The sequence below is a fragment of the Flagellimonas lutimaris genome (genome assembly GCF_051494225.1).
Lineage (GTDB): Bacteria > Bacteroidota > Bacteroidia > Flavobacteriales > Flavobacteriaceae > Flagellimonas > Flagellimonas lutimaris_A.
Genome location: NZ_JBNPYE010000001.1, coordinates 1,113,186 through 1,138,340 on the forward strand (window position 1 = coordinate 1,113,186; position 25,155 = coordinate 1,138,340).

At 40.1% G+C, this 25,155-nt stretch carries 19 protein-coding genes; 3 read left to right on the plus strand and 16 right to left on the minus strand.

The window, feature by feature from the left end:
• The first annotated feature begins 82 nt into the window (after positions 1–82).
• Positions 83–490 carry a hypothetical protein gene (locus tag ACQQ5U_RS04955; protein WP_437395841.1) on the plus strand — a complete coding sequence of 136 codons (408 nt, stop codon included), beginning with the start codon at positions 83–85 and terminating at the stop codon, positions 488–490.
• Here the strand turns inward: ACQQ5U_RS04955 and ACQQ5U_RS04960 are convergent, their stop codons facing one another.
• From ACQQ5U_RS04960 to ACQQ5U_RS04970, 3 genes are all read right to left on the minus strand, one after another.
• A complete protein-coding gene (locus ACQQ5U_RS04960) occupies positions 491–1,390 on the minus strand; it encodes a universal stress protein (protein WP_437395842.1) in 900 nt (299 codons plus the stop codon).
• An 85-nt stretch (positions 1,391–1,475) separates the two neighbouring features.
• Positions 1,476–1,766 carry a chaperone modulator CbpM gene (locus ACQQ5U_RS04965; RefSeq protein WP_437395843.1) on the minus strand — a complete coding sequence of 97 codons (291 nt, stop codon included), beginning with the start codon at positions 1,764–1,766 and terminating at the stop codon, positions 1,476–1,478.
• A 6-nt stretch (positions 1,767–1,772) separates the two neighbouring features.
• On the minus strand, positions 1,773–2,684 hold the full coding sequence (locus ACQQ5U_RS04970) for a DnaJ C-terminal domain-containing protein (protein WP_437395844.1): 912 nt from the start codon (positions 2,682–2,684) through the stop codon (positions 1,773–1,775).
• Between the two features lie 203 nt (positions 2,685–2,887).
• Here ACQQ5U_RS04970 and upp point away from each other — a divergent pair, with 203 nt between their 5' ends.
• Positions 2,888–3,541: a uracil phosphoribosyltransferase gene (upp, locus tag ACQQ5U_RS04975; protein WP_437395845.1), complete on the plus strand. Its 654-nt coding sequence runs from the start codon at positions 2,888–2,890 to the stop codon at positions 3,539–3,541.
• Positions 3,542–3,555: 14 nt separating this feature from the next.
• Here upp and ACQQ5U_RS04980 read toward each other — a convergent pair whose 3' ends face one another.
• Positions 3,556–4,926, minus strand: a complete 1,371-nt coding sequence (locus tag ACQQ5U_RS04980) for an MBL fold metallo-hydrolase RNA specificity domain-containing protein (protein ID WP_437395846.1) — start codon at positions 4,924–4,926, stop codon at positions 3,556–3,558.
• A 6-nt stretch (positions 4,927–4,932) separates the two neighbouring features.
• A complete protein-coding gene (locus tag ACQQ5U_RS04985) occupies positions 4,933–5,775 on the minus strand; it encodes an ATP cone domain-containing protein (RefSeq protein ID WP_437395847.1) in 843 nt (280 codons plus the stop codon).
• A gap of 252 nt (positions 5,776–6,027) precedes the next feature.
• Here ACQQ5U_RS04985 and ACQQ5U_RS04990 point away from each other — a divergent pair, with 252 nt between their 5' ends.
• On the plus strand, positions 6,028–7,125 hold the full coding sequence (locus tag ACQQ5U_RS04990; protein WP_437395848.1) for a formylglycine-generating enzyme family protein: 1,098 nt from the start codon (positions 6,028–6,030) through the stop codon (positions 7,123–7,125).
• 76 nt (positions 7,126–7,201) lie between these two features.
• On the opposite strand, the gene ACQQ5U_RS04995 is transcribed toward ACQQ5U_RS04990, so the two are convergent.
• The 11 genes from ACQQ5U_RS04995 to ACQQ5U_RS05045 all read right to left on the minus strand — a co-directional run bounded on the left by ACQQ5U_RS04995 (position 7,202) and on the right by ACQQ5U_RS05045 (position 25,148).
• Positions 7,202–8,635 carry an SLC13 family permease gene (locus tag ACQQ5U_RS04995; RefSeq protein ID WP_437395849.1) on the minus strand — a complete coding sequence of 478 codons (1,434 nt, stop codon included), beginning with the start codon at positions 8,633–8,635 and terminating at the stop codon, positions 7,202–7,204.
• A gap of 84 nt (positions 8,636–8,719) precedes the next feature.
• Complete coding sequence (locus ACQQ5U_RS05000) at positions 8,720–11,374, minus strand: hypothetical protein (protein WP_437395850.1); 2,655 nt, start codon at positions 11,372–11,374, stop codon at positions 8,720–8,722.
• Between the two features lie 21 nt (positions 11,375–11,395).
• Positions 11,396–12,241, minus strand: a complete 846-nt coding sequence (locus ACQQ5U_RS05005) for an ROK family protein (protein ID WP_437395851.1) — start codon at positions 12,239–12,241, stop codon at positions 11,396–11,398.
• Complete coding sequence (locus ACQQ5U_RS05010; protein WP_437395852.1) at positions 12,241–13,497, minus strand: MFS transporter; 1,257 nt, start codon at positions 13,495–13,497, stop codon at positions 12,241–12,243. The genes ACQQ5U_RS05005 and ACQQ5U_RS05010 overlap by 1 nt, the downstream gene beginning before the upstream one ends.
• A gap of 59 nt (positions 13,498–13,556) precedes the next feature.
• Complete coding sequence (locus ACQQ5U_RS05015) at positions 13,557–14,444, minus strand: PIG-L deacetylase family protein (protein WP_437395853.1); 888 nt, start codon at positions 14,442–14,444, stop codon at positions 13,557–13,559.
• Positions 14,445–14,635: 191 nt separating this feature from the next.
• Positions 14,636–16,015 (minus strand): RagB/SusD family nutrient uptake outer membrane protein, encoded by a 1,380-nt coding sequence (locus ACQQ5U_RS05020; RefSeq protein WP_437395854.1) that lies wholly within the window; start codon positions 16,013–16,015, stop codon positions 14,636–14,638.
• A gap of 18 nt (positions 16,016–16,033) precedes the next feature.
• Complete coding sequence (locus ACQQ5U_RS05025; RefSeq protein ID WP_437395855.1) at positions 16,034–19,558, minus strand: TonB-dependent receptor; 3,525 nt, start codon at positions 19,556–19,558, stop codon at positions 16,034–16,036.
• 65 nt (positions 19,559–19,623) lie between these two features.
• The gene (locus ACQQ5U_RS05030; protein WP_437395856.1) at positions 19,624–20,802 is read right to left on the minus strand and encodes a FecR family protein; all 1,179 of its coding nucleotides are present in this window, start codon (positions 20,800–20,802) and stop codon (positions 19,624–19,626) included.
• Between the two features lie 149 nt (positions 20,803–20,951).
• Complete coding sequence (locus ACQQ5U_RS05035; RefSeq protein WP_437395857.1) at positions 20,952–21,506, minus strand: RNA polymerase sigma factor; 555 nt, start codon at positions 21,504–21,506, stop codon at positions 20,952–20,954.
• Between the two features lie 424 nt (positions 21,507–21,930).
• A complete protein-coding gene (locus ACQQ5U_RS05040) occupies positions 21,931–24,468 on the minus strand; it encodes an ABC transporter permease (RefSeq protein ID WP_437395858.1) in 2,538 nt (845 codons plus the stop codon).
• 2 nt (positions 24,469–24,470) lie between these two features.
• A complete protein-coding gene (locus ACQQ5U_RS05045) occupies positions 24,471–25,148 on the minus strand; it encodes an ABC transporter ATP-binding protein (protein WP_437395859.1) in 678 nt (225 codons plus the stop codon).
• Positions 25,149–25,155: the final 7 nt, after the last annotated feature.

Genomic DNA, 25,155 nt, shown 5'->3' on the forward strand with positions numbered 1-25,155 from the left:
GTAAATAAATTTACTGATTTAGATCATGAGGGGAAATTATTTACATGAGTATATTTATTCTTTAAGTTCAAAATTTAAAAAAATGTTGGAATCTAAAAATAAACTTGGTCAGAAACTTTATCAAAATTTGGGAAAATTATTCTACTCCATGGCCATGGCCGACCACAGTGTCCATATGAAGGAAATGGAAAAACTTAATGAAGTGGTCCGCGATTTTTGGCTGGATGTAGATGATGTTGAGGATGAATATGGTACCGATGCTGCTTTCCAAATAATTTCTGTTTTTGACTGGTTATTGGAGTATGAAAAAGACAATGAAGAGATTTATGAGGAGTTTGAAGCTTTTTATATGGACCACAAAATACTTTTCACCCCAGAAATCAAAAATTTGACCATGTCTACATCCAGGGCGATTGCGTCTTCATTTTCTGGTAGCAATAAATCGGAGTTGATTTTATTGGGGCGCTTGCAGTTACTTTTCGAAAAATGATCACAACTTAATGGTCATTACCGGTAATTGGGCGTGGTTCGATACATTCTCGGCCAAACTCCCGACAACAAAGTGTGCCAAACCTTTTCTACCATGGGTAGGAATCACCAATAAATCGGCATTGTGCTCGAAACAATAGTTCAGGATTCCTCGCTCCACACTGTGGTGACTATAAAAATTTACATTGATTTCTTTGCCCCATTCATTTTTGAAGGACTCAATCCTTTTTTCAATATCGTCGTATCCCATAAAATTTGCACCGGCAGTGTTGACATAAACAACTTCCAAAGATGCAGAAAACAATTCCGCAAATGCCTCCGTTTTGGCATAAACGGGAATACTTTCCTTTCTAAGGTCACAGGCCAAAACTATTTTTTTGATAGTGAAGTTCTCATGTGATTTTTTAATCACAATAACGGGCAGATCTGAAGTACGCACCACTTTTTCGGTATTGGAACCCACAAACAGCTCGCTTAAACCACTGGTTCCATGGGAGCCCATTACTACCAGATCACAGTTTTGTTCTTGGGCCACATTATTTACCTCGGCAAAATCCTTATAATTTTGAATAATGGCCTCTACAGAAATATCCTTGAGGTATTCCTTTTCTGTAAATTCTTTGATTTTTTCTTTAGCCTGTTTTAAAAAGTATTTTGCTTCGGCTTCTTCCGCAATTTCAGAATTGGCCAATACGGAATCGGACAACCCAATCATATGAAGCAAAATAATACCAGTCTCGTGTTCCTTGGCTATTTTAGCAGCAACTTCCAAGGCGTATTCAGAATGTTTCGAAAAATCGACGGGTACCAATATTTTTTTCATGACATCCAATGTTAAAACAAAATGGCTTTCTTCCTGAAATAGAAAGGAAGTTCCCAAAACCCCTATTCCTTGAGCCATTTTCACTTGTTACGTTTTCCTTAAAAATAACCTTTGGATGTTTTTATTCCTATGACCTTGGTCATATCTTTAAGTGTATAACAAATCACTCCAATGTGTCCAACTTCTTTTTTAGGGAAGCCACTTCTTCTTGTAAGTTTTCCACTTGACATAGAAGATGATATATGGCCTGTAATCCTTCAGGATTAATGTCCAATTCATTGTGTAAACGCACCATTTTTTCCAAAAGAGGAAGGTCCTCAACGTGAAGCATTCCTTCATCTTTTTCCTGCTCCACCTGCAAAATTTCATACTCGTACATGGAGTAGACAAAAGATTCACCAACCTCATGACGTTCACAAAAAGTTTTTATGGATATATAGTTTTCTTTTTTCATGTCTTTTTATTCTAGATTGGTCTTTGCTAAAGATTCAAACAGGGATTTTTGCTCTTTGGTAAGGTTCTTCGGTATTTTTACCGTGTAGGTTAAATAAAGATCTCCAAACTGTCCTTCTTTTTTGTATTTTGGAAATCCTTTTCCTTTTAACTTCACCTTGGTTCCATTATCTGTTCCTGGGGCTACTTTCAATTTAACTTTCCCGGTTAGGGTCTCAACTTGTATTTCTCCTCCTAGCACCGCTTTTACCAAAGGGACCTGAACGGTTTTATACAAATTTGCTCCATCACGTTTAAAGGCAGTATTGTTCACAATGGAAAAAGTGATGTACAAATCGCCAGCAGGGCCGCCTTCAATCCCTGATCCACCGTGCCCTTTTATTTTGATGGTCTGTCCATCCTCGATACCCGCTGGAATCGTCAATCTTATATTCTTCCCATTGACGGTTAGCGTCTGTTTTTGGGTAGTGTACACATCCATTAAGGACAACTGTAGTTCCGCATTATAATCCTGTCCCCTAAAGCGAACTTTTTGACCTCGCGAGCCAAATCCGGATGCTCCTCCGAACATGGACTCAAAAAAATCGGAAAAATCTTGAGCAGAACCACCAGAGTGGCTATAAGTGTAGCCAGAATAGTCACCTTGCCTCCCTTGTTGCCCCCTTGAGCGTTTGGCCTTCTCAAACTCTTCGGCATGCTGCCAATCTTTTCCGTATTCGTCGTACTTTTTCCTTTTCTCTGGGTCCGAAAGTACTTCATTGGCCTCATTTACCTGTTTAAAGTTTTTTTCGGCTTCCTTGTCATTGGGGTTCAGGTCGGGATGATATTTCCTCGCAAGCTTACGATAGGCCTTTTTAATTTGATCGGTAGAAGCTTTCTTATCTACCCCCAATACTTTGTAATAATCAATAAAATCCATAGGTCGATGCAGAATTCTGAATTCATAAAACCTTATATCACTCCAATTTTATCGGTGTGAATGACTCTCTCAAATTTCGATAAAAAACTTCTTTTTTTCCAATGACCTTTATCAGTGTCCTGTTCAACTATTTCTATCAACGTCTTTCATTTTTATATCTTACCAACAACATTTACCTTTAAGAAGAATCAATTCATAACAACATGATCATTCATCAGTTTGACCAGACGAACTCCGTGCTGAATACTTTTATTTCGGAAATTAGGGATGTTGAAATCCAAAAAGACGCTATGCGTTTTCGACGTAACATTGAACGCATTGGTGAGGTTCTTGCCTACGAATTAAGTAAATCGCTGGATTATGAGGAAACCGAAGTCAAAACACCATTTGGAACCAAAAAATCTTTTTTGTGTTCAGACAATTTGGTGCTTTGTTCTGTACTTAGGGCTGGTCTGCCGCTTCATCATGGTATTTTAAGTTATTTTGATGGAGCTGAAAATGCATTTATTTCCGCATACCGACACCATCCTAACAATGATGATGCTTTTGAGGTAATTGTAAAATATTTTGCCGCACCGGCACTCGATGATAAAATATTGGTTTTAACGGATCCTATGTTGGCCACTGGAAAAACACTCGAAAATGTGCTTGATGTGCTCAAAAGCCATGGTACACCAAAACAAATTCACATTATATCTGTAATCGGTTCTAAATCCGGGGTAGCAAAGGTCGAAAAAGTGTTTCCCAAGGATACGCATCTCTGGATTGCTGCCGTTGATGAACACCTAACCAGTAAAGGTTATATAATTCCTGGACTGGGCGATGCAGGTGACTTGAGTTATGGAGTCAAATTATAATGTCCAGTTCCTTCCTACAGTAAAATTTCAACAACTTCGTGCATCTTGGGAATATGACAATTCCATCCGAGTTGTTCATGAATTTTACCCCTATAAGCTTCCATGGTATCTTTCTCTCCATGGACCAAAAACACTTTTTCGGGAATGTTTTTGATAGCGCCCATCCATGTCAACAGTTCATCTTGGTCCGCATGGGCCGATAAACTCTCCAGATGATTGACTTTCGCCTTAATGGGCACATATTTCCCATAAATCTTTAGCTCCGAAGCTCCTTCGAGCAGCTTTCTACCCCGGGTTTCCTCGGCTTGGAACCCTACAAGTAAAATAGAGGTAGTCTCCATATCCCCCAATTGTTTGATATAAGTCAGGACACGCCCCCCAGTAACCATACCACTTCCCGCAATCACAATTTTAGGTCTTGGGTCATCAATGGTTTCCCAAGTTTCGGCATAAGAACTCACCAAGGTAATGTGGTTGCACATGTTATGGTATTCCTCAATAGATAGCTTGTGCCAAATTGGAAAATCTTTAAATACTTCCAAAACATTGTTTCCCATGGGACTATCCACAAAAATGGGGATGTTGGGAATTCTATTTTTCTTATAAAGTTTCCACAGTTGATACATTAGGGATTGTAAACGTTCCACGGCAAAGGAAGGAATGATCAAAGTGCCTTTCTTGTAAAGGGTTTCTTTGACCAGGTCCGTTAAAATCTGCCCTACATCCTCTTCTGGATGTTGTCTGTCTCCATAGGTGCTTTCTACAAACAAGTAATCGGCCCAGTCAGGTTGTTTGGGAGGGTCGAGCAATTCATCTACCTGTCGGCCAACATCGCCGGAAAAAACAAATCGTTTGCCAAATAAATCAATCTCAATATAAGTTGAACCAATAATATGTCCATTGTAAAGAAAAGTAGCATCACAATGATCAGAAAGTGAAACCCTCTCCCCTTCCTCTACATGTTCAAAAAACTTCAATGCAAACGCTGCATCTTCTTTGGTGTACAATGGCAAGGCGGGATGATGCTTGCTATACTCTTCTTTATTAGCCTTGTCGGCTTCTTCCTCCTGTATTTTAGCACTATCTTCTAGAATAATTCTAGCTATTTCAAGTGTAGGTGACGTTCCCAAAATTTTCCCCCGAAAACCCTGCCGAACCAAAAGGGGCAAATACCCACAATGATCCAAATGTCCATGGGTAAGTAATACATAGTCTATTTCTGAAACATCTATGGGCAGACGTTCCCAGTTTTGTTCGCGCAACTCCTTTACACCCTGGAACAAACCACAGTCCACCAGAATCTTGATTTCGTCGGTTTGCAGATAAAACTTTGAGCCAGTGACCGTGCCAGAACCTCCCAAAAAATGAACTTGAAGCTTTTCCATGATTTTTTATGAGTTGCAAAGTGATTTCATTTCCTTGAGAATTCGTTGTTTTCTTCCATTGGAAACCCCTAAATGGTCAAGCAAAAAATCATTTTTTTCCAATTGTCTACAAAGTACTATGTCCCTTTCCAATAAAAAATCTTTTTCCCTGCCCGACAATAGTGTAGATACCGTGATGGGATACAATCTTAACCTATCTATTCTCTCCTTAAGGCCATCACCATGTGGGTAATCCCAACTCAAAAGATATAACCCAGCACATTTCCCATATTCAAGGGCATCATTGGTGAATCTTGTATTGGTCACCACCCAGCCTTCAGTGGCTGTAAAGTTCCTTTCTTTTTGAGAATCCAATGGACCTTTGACATCCTTATATCTTGAGTTGATGTACAAAGGAACCTTTACATTGCATTTAAGGCCATCCTCGCTATGGAATTTACACTCAATAACATTTAAAATCCCATTTTTGATGGCAATCACATCGATTTCATGCGAAACACAGGTACCCTGTAACACTTCTCCCACTTTGGTTTGATAACCAGAGTAATGTAAAATACCGCTGATAAATTTTTCAAAAGGGAAGCCAGTGGGACCAAGTTCGTAAATCGCCTTTTTGAGTTTGTATTTAGATGCGTAGACCGACTTCTTTTTCTTCAACAGGGCGTAGGCTCGGTTGTAAATTTCCCGTGTGGTGATGCCTTGGTATAACTCATCTTGCACACGTTGTACAATTTCCGACACCATATCCTCCGTAGCACCACTGAACTGAAGTGAATTTTTCAGTTTTTCCATGGAAAAATCTACTTTCTCCCCTGTGGATTTGGTTATATGAAACTGTTTGGCCGGCATACTACTAAAATACGGAACCTTTTAGGACATTGGTATTCCTTTATGTTTATTTTGTTGCTGCATTTATACCCAAAAGCCCATGTTTTAGAAATATATCTTTGATATTCAGATATTTTACTTGGGTTTTAGTTTTTGAAACCAACAACATAAAATACTTTCAACAAAAACATCAATTCCAATTTAAAAGAATCGAGGCTAAACCTACCTAAATCTTTATATTCGTTATCTGCAACAGTTCAATCATTTCAAAAGATGCAAACAGCAAAGGCCATAATATATCTTTCGCTATTTACCCTGATTTTTAGCTGTAAGTCCAAAGTGGATAATTCAGAAGAATCCACGGAAGCAAATACCAAAACTGAAATCGCCACACAAGTACTATCCAATAAAATCCCAAAAGAAGCGCCCGAAGGAATGGTCTGGATACCTGGTGGTGAATTTATCCAAGGAGCTGTACCTAATGATAACATGGCCATGTCCCACGAAAAACCGGCTCACAAGGTATATATTGATGGTTTCTACATGGATGTTCATGAAGTGACCAATGCCGAATTCGCAAAATTCGTGGATGAAACCGGTTACATTACCGTGGCCGAGCGTGAAATTGATTGGGAAGAGATTAAGAAGCAATTACCCAAAGGCACCCCAAAACCACACGACTCTATCCTCCAACCGGGTTCACTTGTGTTCAAGAAGACAAAGTCCAGCCTTCCAAACTTGTACGATTACTCCCAATGGTGGGAATGGAGAATAGGAGCCAGTTGGAAACATCCCAATGGTCCTAATAGTGGCATCGAGGGGAAAAAAGACTACCCAGTGGTACACATTGCCTTCGAAGATGCACAAGCTTATTGTAAATGGGCCGGACGCAGATTGCCTACAGAAGCGGAATGGGAGTTTGCGGCACGGGCAGGAAAAACGGGCGATAAGTTCTTTTGGGGAGGTGATATTGCCCAGCTAAGTTCCCATGCCAATTCCTGGGAAGGTGAATTTCCAGTAAACAATACCATGGAAGATGGGTATGAGCGAAGAGCGCCCGTAATGACCTACCCTAAAAACGACTTTGGTCTTTACGACATGGCCGGGAACGTTTGGGAATGGACCAGTGATTGGTACAACACCAATTATTACAACGAACTAGCCTCCAACAATGAAGTGACAAAAAATCCAACAGGTGCAAAAAGTGCTTTTAATTCCAGTAATCCTTATGCCAAGGAAAAGGTTATCAAAGGAGGTTCTTTCCTTTGCAGTGCTTCTTACTGTGCCAGCTATAGGATCTCTGCACGAATGGCCACCAGCCCAGATTCGGGAATGGAGCATTTGGGCTTTAGAACAGTGCTTTCCGAATAAATCTTAAAAAAATTCATTTGCCGCCAAAAAAGCACCAAACTTATATTGAATGTTATTGGTTAGGGGTTAAAGCTTCTTAAAACTCCCATAAGTTGGGCAAGATAAAGAACACTGCGAGTGCCATAATTACAATGGACAACAGGTTCATTAAAAACCCTGTTCGGACCATATCTGGAATACGCAAGTACCCAGACCCAAAAACTACCGCATTTGGTGGCGTAGCAACAGGAAGCATGAATGCGCAAGAAGCTGCAGTGGTACAGGCCACCATCAATAAATATGGGTTTATACCCAGCGTTAAAGCTAATGGAGCCAGAACAGGAAGCATCATGGCCGTGGTAGCCAAATTGGATGTAACTTCTGTTAAAAAATTTACGCAGGTAATTACCAACAACAGCAACACAAATAAAGGCAAGCCCTCAAAAAATGTCATTTGTCCTCCAAGATAATTTGCCAAACCGGTCTCCTGAAATCCCTTGGCTATGGCCATTCCACCTCCAAACAACAGTATGATGCCCCATGGTATTTGCACGGCTTCTTTCCATTTGATGAGAGGGTCACCAGACCTGTTCGCGGGAATAATAAAAAGAAGAATGGCCGATCCAATCGCAATAATGGTATCATCAATATTTGGAATGAACTTTTGTAGTAAAAATGACCTTGTTATCCAACAAAAAGCGGTGAGCACAAAAACAAGCAATACCAATTTTTCTTCTTTTCCCAAAGGCCCCAACTCCGCCAACAGTCTGTTTATCTCTTTTTTTCCTCCAGGAAAACGTGCCTTTCCCAAAGGGTAAGCAATTCTTGTCAAATACAACCATGCCAATACCAGAAGTACGGATGATACGGGAAGTCCAAATTTCATCCATTGCCAAAAGCTAATATCCACACCATATGTTTTTTGAACAAATCCGGCAAACACCAAGTTCGGAGGTGTTCCGATCAAGGTAGCAATTCCACCTATTGATGCAGCATACGCAATTGCCAACATTAATAATTTGCTAAAAACTTTGTTTTCATTTTCTGGTGTTTCTGGATTATCTTTTAATTGTTTGACTATGGATATGGCCATTGGGAGTACCATAACGGTAGTTGCGGTATTGGAAATCCACATAGAAAGAAAAGCAGTGGCGACCATAAATCCAAGAACAATGGTATACATATTTGTTCCAATTGCTTTAATGATCTGAAGGGCTATTCTTTTATGAAGGTTCCACTTTTCAATGGCAATGGCCAAAATAAAACCTCCTAAATAAAGAAAAACATACTTATGCCCATAACTTGCAGTAGTATCTCCCAATGCAACTGCATCCAAAAGAGGGAACAGAAGTATTGGAAGCAGTGCGGTAACAGCAATGGGAAGCACTTCAAAAACCCACCAAACCCCTATCCAGCTCGTTGCCGCCAATATGTCCCTCCCTTGTTCGGAAAGTGCGTCGTCTTTAAAAAAGTAATGAATCAAAATAAAAAGAACAGGCCCCAATACAAAGCCAAATTTCTTGTACGACATAGTTGTTTAATTAGTTAGCCCGTGCAAATAAAAAAGGGATGATGGCCCTTAGGCTACACCATCCCCTTCCGAAGATTACAAGATTTAATCGATATTCTCCTTATCCATCCAGTAAAGCAAATAAGGAATATTATAGGCGTGCGTCCATCCAAACACACGAATCCCTTGATTGGTTTGCCAATTGGTAAATCGTCCCTTGCTCATAGGTAGGTTTGAAATTTCTAAAAGGTCCTCGCTATAGGTTTCTGCGGATTCATATTCCTCTGGTGATTTTGGTAATTCTCCAATTTTAAGCACTTCCGCCCTTGCCAAGGCTTCATCTAAATACACCTTTTCCCCGCTTATCTCATACCCCAATAACAATGGATAAATTGTGGCCAAATAGGACTCCATTTCGTGATTTAAAGGTGGTACATCCCGTACCCATCTGGCATGCCTCAACAGTGCTTTTCTTACTTCTTCATCACCAGTAATTTGTTGGTATTTATAAAGTCCTTGTGCCACGTAGGTTTGACTGTATCCATATCTATCCAATAATAAATTACCTCCTTGTCGCTCTTGGAATTCAAGCATTAAATCAACCCTATCATCCAATTCGTCCTTATATTTCTGCAATTTGGTGGCGTCGTAAAGTTCAACCAAGTTGAGAACGGAAAGATACAGTCGTCTTCCCCTTAAATCATGCTCTCCCCAAATACGGTTGATATAGGTATCCCCCGTCATTTTGGCGACCTCCAATGCTCTGTGGTCGGCGGACAAATAATAATCGGCTATCCAACCTTGAATCCAAACATGGGCACTTAACAGTGCGTACCAGTGTTCATTGGCATGTCTTCTTCCAATACCTAAATAAGGTGTGGACTCTGGTTCATCTTCATAATCCCAAAAATCAATAGCATCATTGATTTCCCCATAATAAGTTCGCTTTTTGGGCCAATGGATATTGTCCACATCCATAGTATGCCTACTCATGGCTTGCGCCAATTTGAAATATTTAGGGTTACCGGTACGCATAAAATTGGTCCATAGCATAAAATCAACCGTGGGTTCGTTGTTGGTCCATTGCACCCACTTTCCATTAAAAAAGTAACTTTTTCCATCGCCATAGTTGAACATTCCATACCATGGCTCATTTTTTTGGTTGTATGCCCACCATTGATATCTATATTGTAGTGCATTCTCAAATTCAGGGCGTTTTTTGGATGCAGGAGCCATATTGCCATAAACTTTGGAATTGGTATACCACTCTGGTGTGGCATGGGCCACAGGACTTTCTACAACATAGTCCATTTTTACACCTACTTCTTCGGTGGCCTGGTTGTCATGAAAATAATAGATAAATTCCGTGGTCTTGGTAATTCCTTGGGCAAAATTGTCGAGCATTCCACCATCAGGTTCGGTACTGTGTCTTGCAAAGCTCATTGGGCCATTTTCTTTTGGCCAAATACTACCTAAAAGTATACGATTTGCAGGATCGACCTTGATTCCCTTTGGGTACTCTTTCATAAAATTCTTGATTCCTACGCCTACTCCCCTTTTTCCATCGGTTACATTGACCCAACCCTTTGCTCTTTGGGATTTTGCCAAATCATCCTTTCCTTTGGATACAATAGCTTCAAAATCTAATTTCTCCCCTGAATCCTCGTTACCTTTATCCTCTTTGAATTTGTTTAAATACAGACTCCGAAGGCTGGTACTTTTTCTATATCCAGGTCCTTTTTGTAATAATTGAACTGGAGCCTCATTGTTCACTGTAACCTCTTCCATAACCGTATTCGCATCGTCGTTTTTCCACGATCCATCATACATGGGCATTGAAACACTTACATTTTCGTCCAAGTGGTATTTAAGTTGAAGTCCACTGGCCGCTATTTGATCGTTCGGTTGTGTCCAACCCATGTCATCCTCAGTACTCTCCGTGATAATTTTTTCATTCTGTGTTGCAATATTGGCGTGTTCTCCCTCCTGCTGTTTATGCTTGTCCGGAATTCCTGTATAGGTCATGGTATGCAGCACCTTAAGGTAACTTTTGCCTGCATAAGCGTGCAGCCAAATAGTAAATGGTGATAGGTTATTGTCCTCCCTGCTATAAGTATATGTTCCCTCTATTCGAAATATGGTATGCATGGGACCTGATCCTTTTTCCCTGAACACCTCATTGATAACAGCCTTGGATTCATCTATACCAGCATCGTCCAGAAGATCTAAAAAAGAACCCCTGTTTTCCTCTGGCGAAGACGCTATAAGTTCTTCCTTGTCAAATTCTCCATCTTGGTTAGAATCCAAGAAAACTTCATCCAGAAAGCCATTCCCTTTTTTGTGGATTGAAAAAGATAGTGGTCCGGTATTAACATCGATTCCTCCTCTAGGCCTCATGTTGTTAGCGGAAACGACTTTTTCCTTTGGAAGCATTGGAACAACACCCTCACCATACTCCAATACATAGTCTTGTGTTTCTTCTGAAAAGAAGAATACCCAGGCCCATTTTACACTGTCGTCTGTTGGGCCCCAATTGCTCACCTCTGTAGTCTGGCATGGTATTTCAGTACCGTCGGATGTTAGTAAACGTAAATGGTCCACTGAGTTTAATTCTCCTTTTGGAAAAGGAATCCCCAAAGTAATCGGAGCTCCCTTTTTATTGTTCTCCACGGTAATGCTCACCTGTTTCCCTGTAGCAATGGGTTGAGAGCAGGATTTTAGTAAAAAACATGCTAATAGCACTGTAATTATTATTCTCATTTGTATAGTAAGGTTATTTTTTTACAGACATAGGGCAGCTGCACCCAAAATGGGTGAATCCACCAAATCTGATGTTTCTATTTTAAAATTTTCCAATTGTTTTTGATAGGCAAATGAACCTAGCGCTTCTTCGATGGAAGTCCTGAAAAATGGATATGCATTGCTTATAGACCCTCCCAGTATTATCGATTCTGGTGCAAAAAGGTAAAGAATGGCCTTGATTGCCACTCCCAAATGAAATCCATATTTTTTGAAGGCGGACAATGCTTCACTATTGTTATCCAATGCTTTTTGATACAATATTTTGGCGGATTCACCGTATTCTTCTTCGAAAAAAAAACTTCCCGTGTATTGTTCCAGGATTCCATTTTTATAGGGTAGCATCCCTATTTCCCCAGCTCCACACAGAACACCGTTGTACAACTTATGATTTATTAAAATTCCCATCCCAAGTCCCGTACCCAATGACAAGGCCACACTATTCGAATAATTCCTGGCCTTCCCAAAGTATTTTTCACCCAAGGCAAAACAATTGGCATCATTGTTTATATACACCGGGACATTAAATTGTTTTTCCACAAGTTCTTTTAAAGGAACCTCTTTCCAGGACGGAATATTCTGCACATCATATACGATTCCCGAATCTGGGTCAACAACTGCGGGAACCCCAATTCCTATAGCTTCAACAGCATTTGTCATTACCTCATCAATCGTTGTGAATAATTTTGAGAGGGAAGCTTCTTCTGAATCATCCTTTATAACTTTACAAATACTAGTTTGTACCACATCATTGCCCAAGATCCTTCCTGCTTTGATTTTGGTACCCCCAATATCAACTCCCAAAACTGTTTTGATTCCGTTTTCCACTAGTCTTTTTTTAAGCTTATGGTTTTATTATTGACCAATGGTTTGGCCCAAAACCCTATGGTTAGGATAAAAGCCAAAGGAATCATTAAAAAGAACATCCCTGATTTCAATGACATTAATTCGCCCAAACCTCCCACTATAAATGGAATTACAGCACCGCCGGCTATACCTGTACAAAGAATACCTGATAAAGACCCATGATGTTCTTTAACAGAATTAAGTGCTAAAGAAAATATGATGGAATACATAACGGATATAAAGAAACCTACTGCGGGGAAACCTATCAAAGCCATTTGTGCAGATCCGGTTAGTGCCAGTATAAGACTAATTATGGTTATGGAAGTTGCCAAAATCAGCAATTTTCGACTGTCCATAAACTTTAATAGCAATAAGCCCAACAAACATCCCACTGTCAACATGGCCCAGAAATAAGATACGGTATCCGCACCTACCGTTTGAGGGTCAAGGCCATGATATTGGTTAAGGAACTGGGAAATCCAGTTTCCTACACCTTGCTCTGTTCCTACATAACAAAAGATTCCCAAGAAATAGAGTATTGTCCATTTATTCTTTAAAAGGTCCCAATAAGAGCTGGTATCTCCCGCTTTCTCTTCCTCGGTCTTTTCAAACTTGGGGTATTTGGTTAAAAACACATAGAAAAACAATACTAAAGAAATTGCTGCGAATACAATATAGAGTGATGCCCAAGGTAAATCTTGTGGCACCCATCCACGCAACATCTCAGCTAAAGAATCATCGGTGTTATTCTTACTTACCAAATACTTATATAGATAAGGGCTTAAAAATGATGCTGCTCCAAAAACCAATTGTGCCAATACAGAGTTAAATGCGAAATGCTCTTCACCTCCCGCCACACGCAACATGGGGTTTATAATTACCTGAAGTACTGCCATACAACAGCCCAACACAAACAAGGTTATGCTAAAAACACCATACTGGGGCAGCAATGCAAAACCCAGGGAAGCAAGCGCCATGACCAAAAATGAAACGGAAAGCAATGTCCTCTCGCTATACTTTTCAGATAAAAATCCTGCTGGTATGGACATTATGCCATAAGCTATAAAAAAGGTAAATGGCAATAGGCCTGTTAATGTTAGGCTAAGGTCAAAACTATCCTTTACATCCACGATTATTGAATTCAGGATGTTGGTAATGAACGATATCACAAAAAATACGATCATTACCAACCCTATAATATGGATATATCTTTTGGTCGTGGGCTTGCTGGTCTCCATTTTAAATTGATTGGTTATTTATGTTTGGATACTACCTGGGTGGTCAGTGCTATATGTTTTTATTTTGTACCCAACATTGGGAACATTACTTTTATTTCCTCATCAGTAGGTTGCTTGCCATACTCACATATCTCAAAAAATTCAACTTGCTTTACTTTTGAAACGTCTACACCTGGGTACCACTTTTTAACAGCATCCAAAGTGCTGGCATTTGGTTTTCTGTTCATCCACCTATCTTTTAACCATGCCAGTCTTTCTGTTTCACCTGTAGGGATTGTAGAAAGATCCACACCATTGGTCCAAGGCAACCACTCGAACATTTGAGAATCGTGCGCGGCCAAACCTTTTACTTTTGTATCAATAACATCGTCGACGATAACAGCGATATCCTTCTGAAATGGGTAAGGCTTTTTAAAATGGTCGCTCATATACAGAAATACAGGATTCTTTTTAAGTGGTGGAGTATCTGGAGCCACGTTTGGAACAATGTTCATGTAAGCAGCATCCTGTACCACTGAACCGGCATTTCTATGATCTGGGTGATAATCGTTAGGTCTAAGGCCCAAAACTATATCCGCATTCCAATCCCGAATCCTTCGGATTACTTCCAATCGGACATTTAGGGTTGGAAACAATTCTCCATCATGATTATCCAAAACTTCATATTCGGCTATACCCAATGCTTTTGCAGCATCTTTGGCCTCTTGTCTGCGCTTTTTGGCCAATACGCCACCGCCCATTTCATGATGGCCGGCATCTCCATTCGTCAACGCAAGGAATTTTACATTGTGTCCCATTTTGGCAAACAAGGCAGCCGTTCCCCCAAACTTGGAATCACAGTCGTCTGGATGTGCTCCAATAGCCAAAATATTCAAGACTTTTTTCTGTTGGGCCTGAATTGTTGTAAATGCAAAGCATAAACAAACGGCCATAAGTAACTTTCTCATTTTTCTATTTGATATTTAATTCATTAAAATTTTACAATCCCATCTCTGGTCACCTCTATTGAAGCAACAGTATTATTATATTTTCATCCATAGTTATAAGTAGGTAATCCATGCTTTGGGAGCACTGCACTTATCAATCAAACTAACTTAATGGATGAAAACAAAATCTCGTTAAATCATTATTGAACTTCCTAGTTCTGAACAAAGTTCGGGTTGATGTCCATTTCCCTTTGTGGGATAAAGAAATACTCCTTGGTACTGGTTATAAAGTCTTCTGCCTCGATAACTTTACCAACGGCACCAAATCGTTTTAGGTCTGGCCATCTGTGGTTTTCAAAAGCAAGTTCAACCCTTCTTTCCTGAAGCAATTTATCTTCAAAAGTACCAGGTGTGGAAGCATCAATATCTGGTAATCCAGCTCTATCTCTTACCTCATTGATCAAATCATAACTTTCGGGTGTATCACCTAAAGCTTCTGCCAACATAAGCAGAACATCGGCATATCGAAATACCACAAAATTGATGTCGGAATCGTTCTCAATGGCCAAATCGGACTGGTACTTTCTTACATGTCTGGCTTCGACCACTTCTCCTTCCAGGTCAATGTAGGTCGCTCCCATAGATGGTTCTAATCTTAAATCCCCGTCTTCATAGGCTTCCAACATGGAAACAGTCGGACGGTTTCTACCAAACCCTGAACCGGTCTGCAAATCGGTACTTGGTGAAAAATCATTGGTAAAAAGACTACCCTGACCTATACCTCCACTGATATACTGAACCTCGAAAATAGACTCTGCGTTGTTCTCGTTGGCAACACCCCATAGATCGGCGTAATTGGGCAATAACTCATATCCGTAGTTGGCTATGATTCTCCTGAGAACAGTTTCTGCAGCAGAATTTTCACCCAATGTCAACAATACTTTGGCCAACAAGGTTGCTGCTGCACCTTTTGTAGCTTTTCCAACTTCACTTCCAGTATACGATACAGGTAGATTTTCTTCTGCTGTTGTTAAATCGGTAACCAATTGTTGTAATACCGTATTTTCGTCAACCTGCACAAGTTCGTCTCCCGAATCAAAGGATGTAAGTTGTAAAGGGATATTTCCGAATCCGATTGCCAAATGGTAGTACATCAAGGAACGGATAAACAAAGCTTCACCTGATACTTGATTCTTTAGCGACGCGTCCATTTCAACATTTGGGATACGATCTAAAATCACATTGCAATTGGCAATAACTCTGTAGGACTCGCTCCAAGCTGAGGTAATCTGCTCATTGAGGGCATCCTCGGTAAAAGCATTGATTTCCGTGTACTGACGGGCCAATCCGGTCGCATCGGGACCTTGATCGGTATTATCGCTTCTCATCTCGAACATAGTCCAGTACCCGCGTCCGTAAACCCCGGTGCTCTGGAGTCCGGCGTAACTGGCATTAATAGCTACTTCAAAATCTTCGGGAGCATTGTAAAAATCTGCCTCATTTCTGTTGGAAATGGGCGCGAGATCTGTAAAGTCTTCGCTACACCCGGTAAAAAGTGCCGTGCATAGCATTATATATAGAATTCGTTTCATTTTTTTCCTTTTTTTAGATTAGAACTTTAGGTTTACCCCCAAGGTGAAGGATTTGGTCAATGGAAATGCCCCATAATCCTCTCCCGGTGTCAAACTATTCGTGGTAATGCTACTAACCTCTGGGTTGTACCCTAGATAATCGGTAATGGTGAAGAGGTTTGTACCCGTAACATAGAACCTAAGTTTCTGAATTTTGCTTCCAAAAAAGTTATTGGTCGGCAAGGTGTAACCCAGCGTCACATTTCTTAATCGCACATAGGACCCGTCCTCCACTTGAAAAGAAGAAGGCCTATTGTTGTTCCCATGGTTACCTGTTTGCCTATCAGCTCTTGGTATATATCCATTTCCTGGTTCCGAAGGTGACTTCCAACGTTCATTGAAAATGGCATAAGAGTTAAAGTTGGCCTCACCATTCTTCATGTGTCTTGAAGTTAAGTTAAGAATCTCGTTTCCTTCCACTCCTTGAATCAAAAAGCTGAAATCAATATTCTTAAAGGTCAACCTGTTATTTACACCCCAAGTAAAATCAGGGAAATAACTACCTGTAACCGTTCTATCGTCCGGAGTTATTTCTCCATCACCATCTACATCTTTAAACCTAATGTCTCCAGGAGCTGGATCTGGGGCCTGAGTATCAAATGGTGCGTTATCAATTTCCTCTTGGGATTGATAGATACCATCCGTTACATAACCATAGTAGCTACCTATCGGGTCACCTACACGCGTTACGTGTCTTACCCCTGCACTACCAGAGGAAAAAATGGGCTCATTACTTTCATTCAAAGAAAGTACTTCGTTCTTGTTTGTGGAGAAATTAATATTTGTATTCCACGTAAAGTCTTCGCCTACAAAGTTTTTGGTGCTTAAAGCAAGTTCAAAACCTCTGTTTTGTACTTCCCCAAGGTTTCTTAGTTGGGTCTCGAACCCAGAAACTGAAGAAATAGCAACGTTAAGTAACAAATCCTTTGTTTTGGTATCGTAGTAATCTGCCAAAAGGAAGACTCGGTTATTGAACAACCCTAACTCTATACCTGCATCTATCTGTTCGGATTTTTCCCAAGTAAGGTTAGGATTAGGAATTGTACTTTGAACAAGACCATTGATTTGATTTCCTCCAAGGTTATAGTTCTGTGGCGATAATAAACCTACGGCTCCATAATTTGGAATTTCGAAGTTACCGGTTTGACCCCAGCTAACTCGCAATTTAAGCTCGGAGATAGTTTCTGAGTCTACTAAAAATTCTTCCTCGTTCAACCTCCACCCTAAAGAAAAGGAAGGAAAATATCCTGTTTGGTTGTTCTTTCCAAATCTTGAGGATTTATCGGAACGGAATGTTCCCGTAAATAAATATTTGTCCTTAAAACTATAATTTACTCTAAATAGAGAAGACAATAAGGACCATTGTTCTTTAACAGAAGTTCCTCCAAATACTTGTCCTCCACTTACGGTCGGTACAAGGTCATCAGGGTAATTATTTGCCAATACTTGTTTTAACGTTAAGTTGTCCTTTTGTGCCATGTACCCCAAGACTGCATCAATATAATGGTCACCGAACTCTTTTTTCCAGTTAAGCGTATTTTCCCAAAGCCAGTTGGTCTCTGTTGAGGATGATGCCTGGCCATAGGGGTTTCCATTGGCATTGTTTCTGTACAATAAAGTATTGTCTCTGTAAAAATCTTGATTGAACAGGTTGATGTAAACACCTCCGAAGGTCTTGAAACTCAGTTCTGGGGTAATATCATAGGTCAAGCCAAGGTTTCCCCGGGTCTGAAATTGGAAAATTTGGTCGTCCACGGCCTTAATGATAGCCAATGGATTACTGGCCGTAGTGGTACCTCCTCCCAAATAGGATTGGTTGTTCAATTGGTTGATGGTTCCATCAGGGTTGTAAGGACTGACCGTAGGCGAGTGTACCAAGCCGGAATATACGATACCCGGAGGGGTCGCAAAATATGGGGAGGATGCGGGCACTCGTTGGTTTTCGGTCACCGTTGGCGCCAATCGTAAATCCAAGTTCAGTTTTTCAGTCAACTGAGAGTTTAAGTTCAACAATACCGAGTAACGTTCAAACTTTGCCTTATCAATTACACCTGTTTGCGAAAAATAACCTGTAGAGGCATAAAAACTAGTTTTGTTCCTCACTGGCGAGGCATAAGAAAAGTTATAGCTCTGAACTATCCCAGTCTTAAAAATAAGATCTTGCCAGTCCGTATCTGTTCCATCCCAGTTTAGAAATGATTCTGGAATCTCATAATTGGTATCACCTCTATCTCCAGGCCCAATAGGATCATCAATAGAAGCTCCATCCACCGATTGTAAGTAGTTATTGTTTCTGGCATCGGTTGTAAAATCTATCAATTCTTGCGCATTCATTAAATCGATTTTGTTTGCAACAGATTGCATGCTCACAAAAGAATCAAAGGAAAAAACACCTTCATCACCATTTGAACCTTTTTTTGTGGTTATCAAAAGAACTCCATTACCGCCTCGGGAACCATAAATGGCCGCTGCACTTGCATCCTTTAAAACCTGAATAGATTCAATATCATTGGGATTTAAGGTAGCCAGTGGGTTAATTGTTGGTGGTTGAAACGTTGCGCGTCTATTTGCCACACCACCTAATTGACTTGAAGATGTTAGGTTACGGGAAATTGGAATTCCATCCACAACAAACAATGGGTCGTTTCCTGCGGAGATAGATCCCGAACCCCTTACACGAATGTTCGGTGCAGCTCCCGGCTCTCCAGAAACTTCTTGCACCTGAACCCCTGTCACTTGACCGATAAGGGCGCTTTCAGGAGTTAATGCTGGAACTTCGGTTATTGTCTCCGGTGTAATTGAAACCACGGAACCAGTTACTTTTTTCTTCGCCAAAGTACCGTACCCTACAACAACAACCTCTTCCAAAGCGGCTGCATCTTGTTCCAAGGTAATGGTTACAGAGGATTGTCCGGCCACATTAACTTCTTTAGCCTTAAAACCGATATAGGTTACTCGAATAACCGAGACCCCTGAAGGCATCGTGATTTCAAAATTTCCATCAAAATCGGTAGTAGTTCCTTCATTGGTTCCTTTGGCAATAATAGTAGCACCGGCAAGTGGAATTCCTGCCTCATCCAATACAACCCCGGTTAAATTGGATTGGGGATTCTCTGCATTGATCTTCTTTTGCGGAACTAAATTGGGAAGTGTTTTGCTCTTCTCTTTGATTACTATTTGTCTTTCGATAATCTCAAAGGATAGATTTGTATCTTGAAAAACCTCCCTTAAAAAATCTTGAATACAAAGGTTGCTACCATTAACCGTTACCTTTCGGTCAATATCAACCTCCGATGCTTCATAAAAAAATTTATAGCCCGTTGATTCGGTAATGGCTTCGAATACATCACTTAATCTGGTGTCGTCAAAGCTCATTGCCACCTTATCATATTGCGCACAAGATGCAGCATTGACTTGACCAAGCATAAAGAGCAGGAAAAATCCATACAGTAATCTTTGCCCTAACCTTGATGTGGTAGCACGTATAGTTTTGGTTTTTTTCATAATTGATTTAGTCTAGTTAGTTAGTAATTGTTTTTTGGTATTAATGGTTTTTTATATCATAGGCACTATTCGTTATTTGGTTTTTTAATCGTTATCAAATTTTCTTCTTTGTCATAACTAAAATGTGTGTGAGCCTGAATGGTTTTGAGAACATGATCTATGGTTTCCTCATCGAACATTCCCGTAAACCTTCGCTCGTCCAATTCCTTGTACTGATTAACAATCTTTATATTGTATTGACGCTGAAGTCTTTTTATAATTTGTCCCATGGATTCATTTTCGAAGGCCAAAATCCCTTTGGTCCATGATATGTATGAGGATACATCTACGTCTTCCACCACAAAATCCTTTTCATCTCCCATAATATTGGAAGCTTTCTGCGAAGGCACAAGCATTTGTAAGGTTTCTGGATTTACTTCATTTGATTTGCCAACCCCTACGGAGCCTTCGACCAACACCACTTCGGTAGTATCATCTTCTTCGTATGCGGAAACATTAAAAACAGTACCAAAAACTTGGGTGTACATGGTTTCTGTTTTAACTATAAAAGGTTTTTTTGGGTCTTTGGCAACTTCAAAAAACGCCTCTCCCTTTAGTTGCACCTCCCGAGTATCCATATCTGCAAAACTGGAAGGGTAGATCATGCTAGATCCAGAGTTCAGCATCACAACCGACCCATCTTGTAAAGTAACCGATAGATTTTTGCCATAAGGCACTCTAATAGTATTGTTTTGAACTTTACCTTTTTTAATTTGTGCTTCCTCCTGAGTTAAAACACCTTTTACAAGAGTTACTACCGTGCTTCCATTTTTACTTTGGACGGTGGCATCGGATTCTGGATCAAGGGTCAAAACCTCGCCATTGTCCAATTGAAGTGTAATCTGATTTGGATCCACCTCAACCGGAACAATTATTTGAGGACTCTGATTTAGTAAAAAGAATAAAGATGAACCAACAATAATCATAATTACGGCGGCATATTTCCAAATTTGACTACCTGCGTATAACGGCTTTACTTTTGAAGTTTCTCTTTGTTTTATAGTATGTAAGAAACCTTCAAAGGCTTCCTCGGTTTCCCATGATTTATCTTCATAGTTGACCAAAAAATCGGCTTGCACCAACTTTTTGAACACTTCTTTGTTGTTCTCTTTTTTAACCCATTCGTATAAAATGGCCAATTCTTCTTGTGAAGCTTCTTGGTTGATATACCTGGTAATTATTCTTCTGATATCAATTTTGGTCATTTGAAAAATATTGTCACTTTTAAAAGAGACGTGAGATTTTCCAAAAACCCTTACATAGTTCTATTTTTTTAACATTTAAAGTGTGAAATATGCTCTTTTTACCTCAAACTATTGAAGCGTCCAATTTGATAGCGGTGATGGAACCGGTATTAAAAGAAAATGGTCAATTGGGCTCGTAGACGCTTCATGGCCTTGGCCATGTGAACCTCCACGGTTTTTACTGAAATGTGAAGTTGTTCCGAAATTTCCCTGTATTTAAGTCCCTCCCTTTTACTCATAATAAAGACTTTTTTACATTGTTCGGGCAAATTATCGATTTCCTTTTCTACTTTCTTGAGCCTCTCCTCAAAAAGAGAGGTATCGGCATCGGTCATATCCAAATATGCCTGTTGTTTAAGGCTTTCCAATAGTTGAAATTCCTTTTTCTTTTTTCTCTGGGAATCAATAAATAGGTTGTAGGCAACTTTGAACAGATATCTTTTTAACTTATTTTCCGTTACAAAAAGTTTTTGTCTATTGTCCCAAATCTTGATGAAGGTTTGTTGAACAATATCTTCTGCAATCTTTGGGTCTCCGGAAATTGCGGTCATATAGTTACAAAGCTCCCTATGGTGCAACTTAAACAGATGACCATAAGCATCTTTGCAGCCTTTTTTTAGCTGCTCAATGAGGAAAGATTCATTCTTAAAGCTTTTCTGGTCCATTTTTCGCCTTTCTTTTAAGTATGTGGCAAACAACACGTTTGTTTATGTCAATTTAGCCATATACCTCTTCATTTCTAAACTAATGGCTGCGCAACACTGAAATGCGAAACCGTTTTCGTTCTAAACGAAAAAGTGCCGTATGTATGAAATAACTCCAAACAGAGGTATTTCTAAAAAGGAAAGTTGTTCTATCTCCTTGATTTAATAAAAAACCAATTGAAATAATACCAAAAAACGTTAACAAATTATAAAAAAATCTTTAAATAGAATATTTAAGGAAGATTTTTTTGAATTATTCCTAAAATGATCTCGTATCTACCTCTGTTCTTACATGAGTATAATGAAGAACAAAACACTCAAAACACACACCAACGACTTCAAGATTGCTTTAAATCATAAAAAATATTGGTAAAAGCAATAAGCTTTAATCCTTCTCCTTCTTCAAAACAGAAAGCGGAGAGTTTCTAACAATTCCAATACTGTTTCCGACGCCCAGCGCAAAAACCAATAAGGTGATTGCCGGAAGAATAATAAAAAACGGTACCCATGAAGGAGTAAAAGTGGTTTCAAACAACATATAAGCCAATAGGGAACTTCCCAAAACAGCGAGCAGCACACCCATAAAAGCCCCTAAAAATCCAAGAATGGCGTACTCAATGGCTATCATTTTTAAAATTTGTGCCCCTTGAGCTCCCAAAGTCCTTAATAAAGCACCTTGTTTTACTCTTTGATGTTTGCTGCTGTAGATAGCACCCATTAATACAGCAACCCCAACAAAAATGCTGAAGAAGGCCATAAAATTGATGACCCATCCAATTTTCCCCAGAATATCCTCCAAAAGACTTAGGATACGTTTCAAGTCCAAAATGGAAACATTGGGAAATTGACGCACCAATTGCTGTTGAAGCTTGGCCGAACCAATATCATCAGAGGTTCTAGTGGTCATAACCCCGAATTGCGGGGCATTTTCCAGTACTCCAGCTGGAAAAACTATGGAGAAGTTAGGCTGTAACCTGCTCCAATCCACGTCCCGTATGCTTTGCACGACCGTATTCATTATTCTACCCTGGACATTAAATGAAATAGGGTCTCCGATGGTCACTTTGGCCATATTGGCAAAATCACTGCTCACGGAAATAGGGACATCCGAATCTGCATCGACACTGCTTACCCAATCTCCCTCTAAAATTCGTTCGGAACCAATAAGACTGTCTCTATAGGTTACCCTAAACTCATGGTTCAATATCCATCTACCAACCTGCGATGTGGTATCCTTTCTAATATCTTCCACATGATTCCCATTCAAGGTTTCGACCCGCATGGTAACAATTGGAATTTTATCGATTACAGGATAACCCGAAGCTTTTATAGTGCTGGAAACACCATCCATTTGTGGATTCTGTATATCCATTAAAATCATATTGGCGCTGTTGGCACTATCCTCAATTGCTGCCTTTTCCAAAAGCATATCCTTGGTAAAATAAAGGGTACTTATCAAAAAAGTTCCAATACCTATGGACAACACTAAAACCAAGGTCTGATTTTGTGGTCTGAACAAATTCTTCAAACTCTGGCGAGCAATAAAACTCCAGGAATAGGGAAAGAATCTTTTCAACATGGCCATAAAGAATCGGGCAACAGCAGTAAGAATCAAAAAGACAATCAGTAATCCTATTACAAAAAACAGAGAGCGCATAAAATCACCAAGCAACCAAAATGAAAAACTGAACACAAACAGCACAATGCCCAATCCAACAGCAGTCGTTGCCCTTTTTGATCGGGGTTTGGTTTCCTGTACCACACGCAAGGCCTGCAAGGGCGAGACGTATAAAGTTTTCATGAGTGGATAGAGTGCAAACAATACAGACATAGCCAATCCCAATGAAAGTCCAAGCAATATACTTTGAAGGGATACAGTAATATCAACATCAACAGGTAGTAAATCACCCAATAAGATGGGAAACAATTGTTGCAGTAGATAACCGAATACCGTTCCCAGCAATCCACCAACAATGCCCATACAGGCTATTTGGATGAAGAAAATAAGGTAGCTCTGCCTTTTTGATGCTCCCAAGCATTTGAGCACTGCTATGGATTTTAATTTCATCTGAACATAGATGCCCATTCCACTGGCAATACCGACACAACCCAGTAGCAACGCAATAAAACCGACCAGATTGAGGAATTTTCCAAAATTTTCGTACCGTCGCCCCAAGCGACGAGCTTCGGAGAGATGGGTGTCCAAATCTGCCTCTTCGGCATCCAATACAGGGTCAACCTTCTTGTCTAAGAGAACCATATCCTGACTCTCATCCGCTTTGAAGTAATATTTGTACTCAATGCGACTTCCTGTTTGGATCAGACCTGTTGCTTCAATATATGTAAATGGAATAAGCACCGGTGGTGCAATGGCCCCAAAAACCGATGTGCTACCGGGAACAGTTTCCAACTCCCCTGCAATGGGAAGGGTAACTGCTCCAAACTTTATACTATCGCCAACCTTTAGGTTGAGCTGAAGCATGGTAGTAGCATCTACCAAGGCTCCACCATTTCTAAAATCATTTGCTGCTGAAATGGGCGTAGATTCCAATTCTCCATAAAATGGAAAACCTCCTTCCACTCCCCTAACCTCCATGAGTTTGGTGCCTTCGTTACCTGGAAAAGCGGCCATGGACATAAAATTGATTTCTCGAGCATCGGCTCCACCCAAAGAATCAATAATACCCATGACCTTATCATTTACAGGCTTGCCGCTATCTATAACATAATCGGCTCCTAAAAGCGATTTGGATTGTGAAGTAATATTCTCTTTCAATAAGTCACTAAAGGAATGAACACTGACCACAGCGGCCACGCCCAAGGTAATGGAGAATACAAACAATAATAGTTTACCGTAGCTTGCCTTACCATCGCGCCATGCCATTTTTAGTAACCAAGAAAATCCAGTATAGTTCTTTCCCATAATCAACCTACGGTTTCCTCGATTTTGCCAGACCTTAAACGAATACTTTTATCTGTTTTTTGGGCCAGCTCCAGATCATGGGTCACTATGACAAGGGCCGTGCCCTGTTCTTTATTGAGTTCAAAAAGCAAGTCCTCTATTTTGGTACCTGTATCATCATCAAGGTTTCCCGTGGGCTCATCTGCAAAAAGTATGGCCGGTTTGTTGGCAAAAGCACGTGCCAATGCTACTCGCTGCTGCTCTCCTCCCGATAATTGAGAAGGGTAATGTCCTGCTCTATCTTGCAGTCCGACCTTGGCCAAAAGCTCTTTTCCATGGTCCGCCGCTTTTTTAACCCCACGAAGTTCCAAAGGAACAATCACGTTTTCCAGTGCGGTCAACGTAGGTAATAGTTGGAAATCCTGAAAAACAAAACCTACATTCTGGTTTCTTAAGCGTGCCCTTCCATCCTCATCAAGTTCGAACAAATTTTGACCACAAAGCCAAATTTCACCTTCATCTGTGGTATCCAATCCAGCGCAAAGTCCCAATAGCGTAGTTTTTCCACTACCTGATGGACCAACAATTGCAAAACTTTCACCTCTTCCTACTTCAAATGAAACATTGTTGAGTACATTGAGGTCGTGTTCTCCACTTCGATAGGTTTTAGAGAGGTCTTGAACTTTTAATATCTTTGACATACCACGC

Bases quoted from the DNA above. Each gene is read 5' to 3' on its own strand.
- ACQQ5U_RS05015 (WP_437395853.1), bottom strand. From the start codon at position 14,444: ATGAGAAAGTTACTTATGGCCGTTTGTTTATGCTTTGCATTTACAACA.
- ACQQ5U_RS04955 (WP_437395841.1), top strand. From the start codon at position 83: ATGTTGGAATCTAAAAATAAACTTGGTCAGAAACTTTATCAAAATTTG.
- ACQQ5U_RS04960 (WP_437395842.1), bottom strand. From the start codon at position 1,390: ATGGCTCAAGGAATAGGGGTTTTGGGAACTTCCTTTCTATTTCAGGAA.
- ACQQ5U_RS05025 (WP_437395855.1), bottom strand. From the start codon at position 19,558: ATGAAAAAAACCAAAACTATACGTGCTACCACATCAAGGTTAGGGCAA.
- ACQQ5U_RS05035 (WP_437395857.1), bottom strand. From the start codon at position 21,506: ATGGACCAGAAAAGCTTTAAGAATGAATCTTTCCTCATTGAGCAGCTA.
- ACQQ5U_RS04970 (WP_437395844.1), bottom strand. From the start codon at position 2,684: ATGGATTTTATTGATTATTACAAAGTATTGGGGGTAGATAAGAAAGCT.
- upp (WP_437395845.1), top strand. From the start codon at position 2,888: ATGATCATTCATCAGTTTGACCAGACGAACTCCGTGCTGAATACTTTT.
- ACQQ5U_RS05045 (WP_437395859.1), bottom strand. From the start codon at position 25,148: ATGTCAAAGATATTAAAAGTTCAAGACCTCTCTAAAACCTATCGAAGT.
- ACQQ5U_RS05010 (WP_437395852.1), bottom strand. From the start codon at position 13,497: ATGGAGACCAGCAAGCCCACGACCAAAAGATATATCCATATTATAGGG.
- ACQQ5U_RS05020 (WP_437395854.1), bottom strand. From the start codon at position 16,015: ATGAAACGAATTCTATATATAATGCTATGCACGGCACTTTTTACCGGG.
- ACQQ5U_RS04995 (WP_437395849.1), bottom strand. From the start codon at position 8,635: ATGTCGTACAAGAAATTTGGCTTTGTATTGGGGCCTGTTCTTTTTATT.
- ACQQ5U_RS05040 (WP_437395858.1), bottom strand. From the start codon at position 24,468: ATGGGAAAGAACTATACTGGATTTTCTTGGTTACTAAAAATGGCATGG.
- ACQQ5U_RS05030 (WP_437395856.1), bottom strand. From the start codon at position 20,802: ATGACCAAAATTGATATCAGAAGAATAATTACCAGGTATATCAACCAA.
- ACQQ5U_RS04965 (WP_437395843.1), bottom strand. From the start codon at position 1,766: ATGAAAAAAGAAAACTATATATCCATAAAAACTTTTTGTGAACGTCAT.
- ACQQ5U_RS04985 (WP_437395847.1), bottom strand. From the start codon at position 5,775: ATGCCGGCCAAACAGTTTCATATAACCAAATCCACAGGGGAGAAAGTA.
- ACQQ5U_RS05000 (WP_437395850.1), bottom strand. From the start codon at position 11,374: ATGAGAATAATAATTACAGTGCTATTAGCATGTTTTTTACTAAAATCC.
- ACQQ5U_RS04980 (WP_437395846.1), bottom strand. From the start codon at position 4,926: ATGGAAAAGCTTCAAGTTCATTTTTTGGGAGGTTCTGGCACGGTCACT.
- ACQQ5U_RS04990 (WP_437395848.1), top strand. From the start codon at position 6,028: ATGCAAACAGCAAAGGCCATAATATATCTTTCGCTATTTACCCTGATT.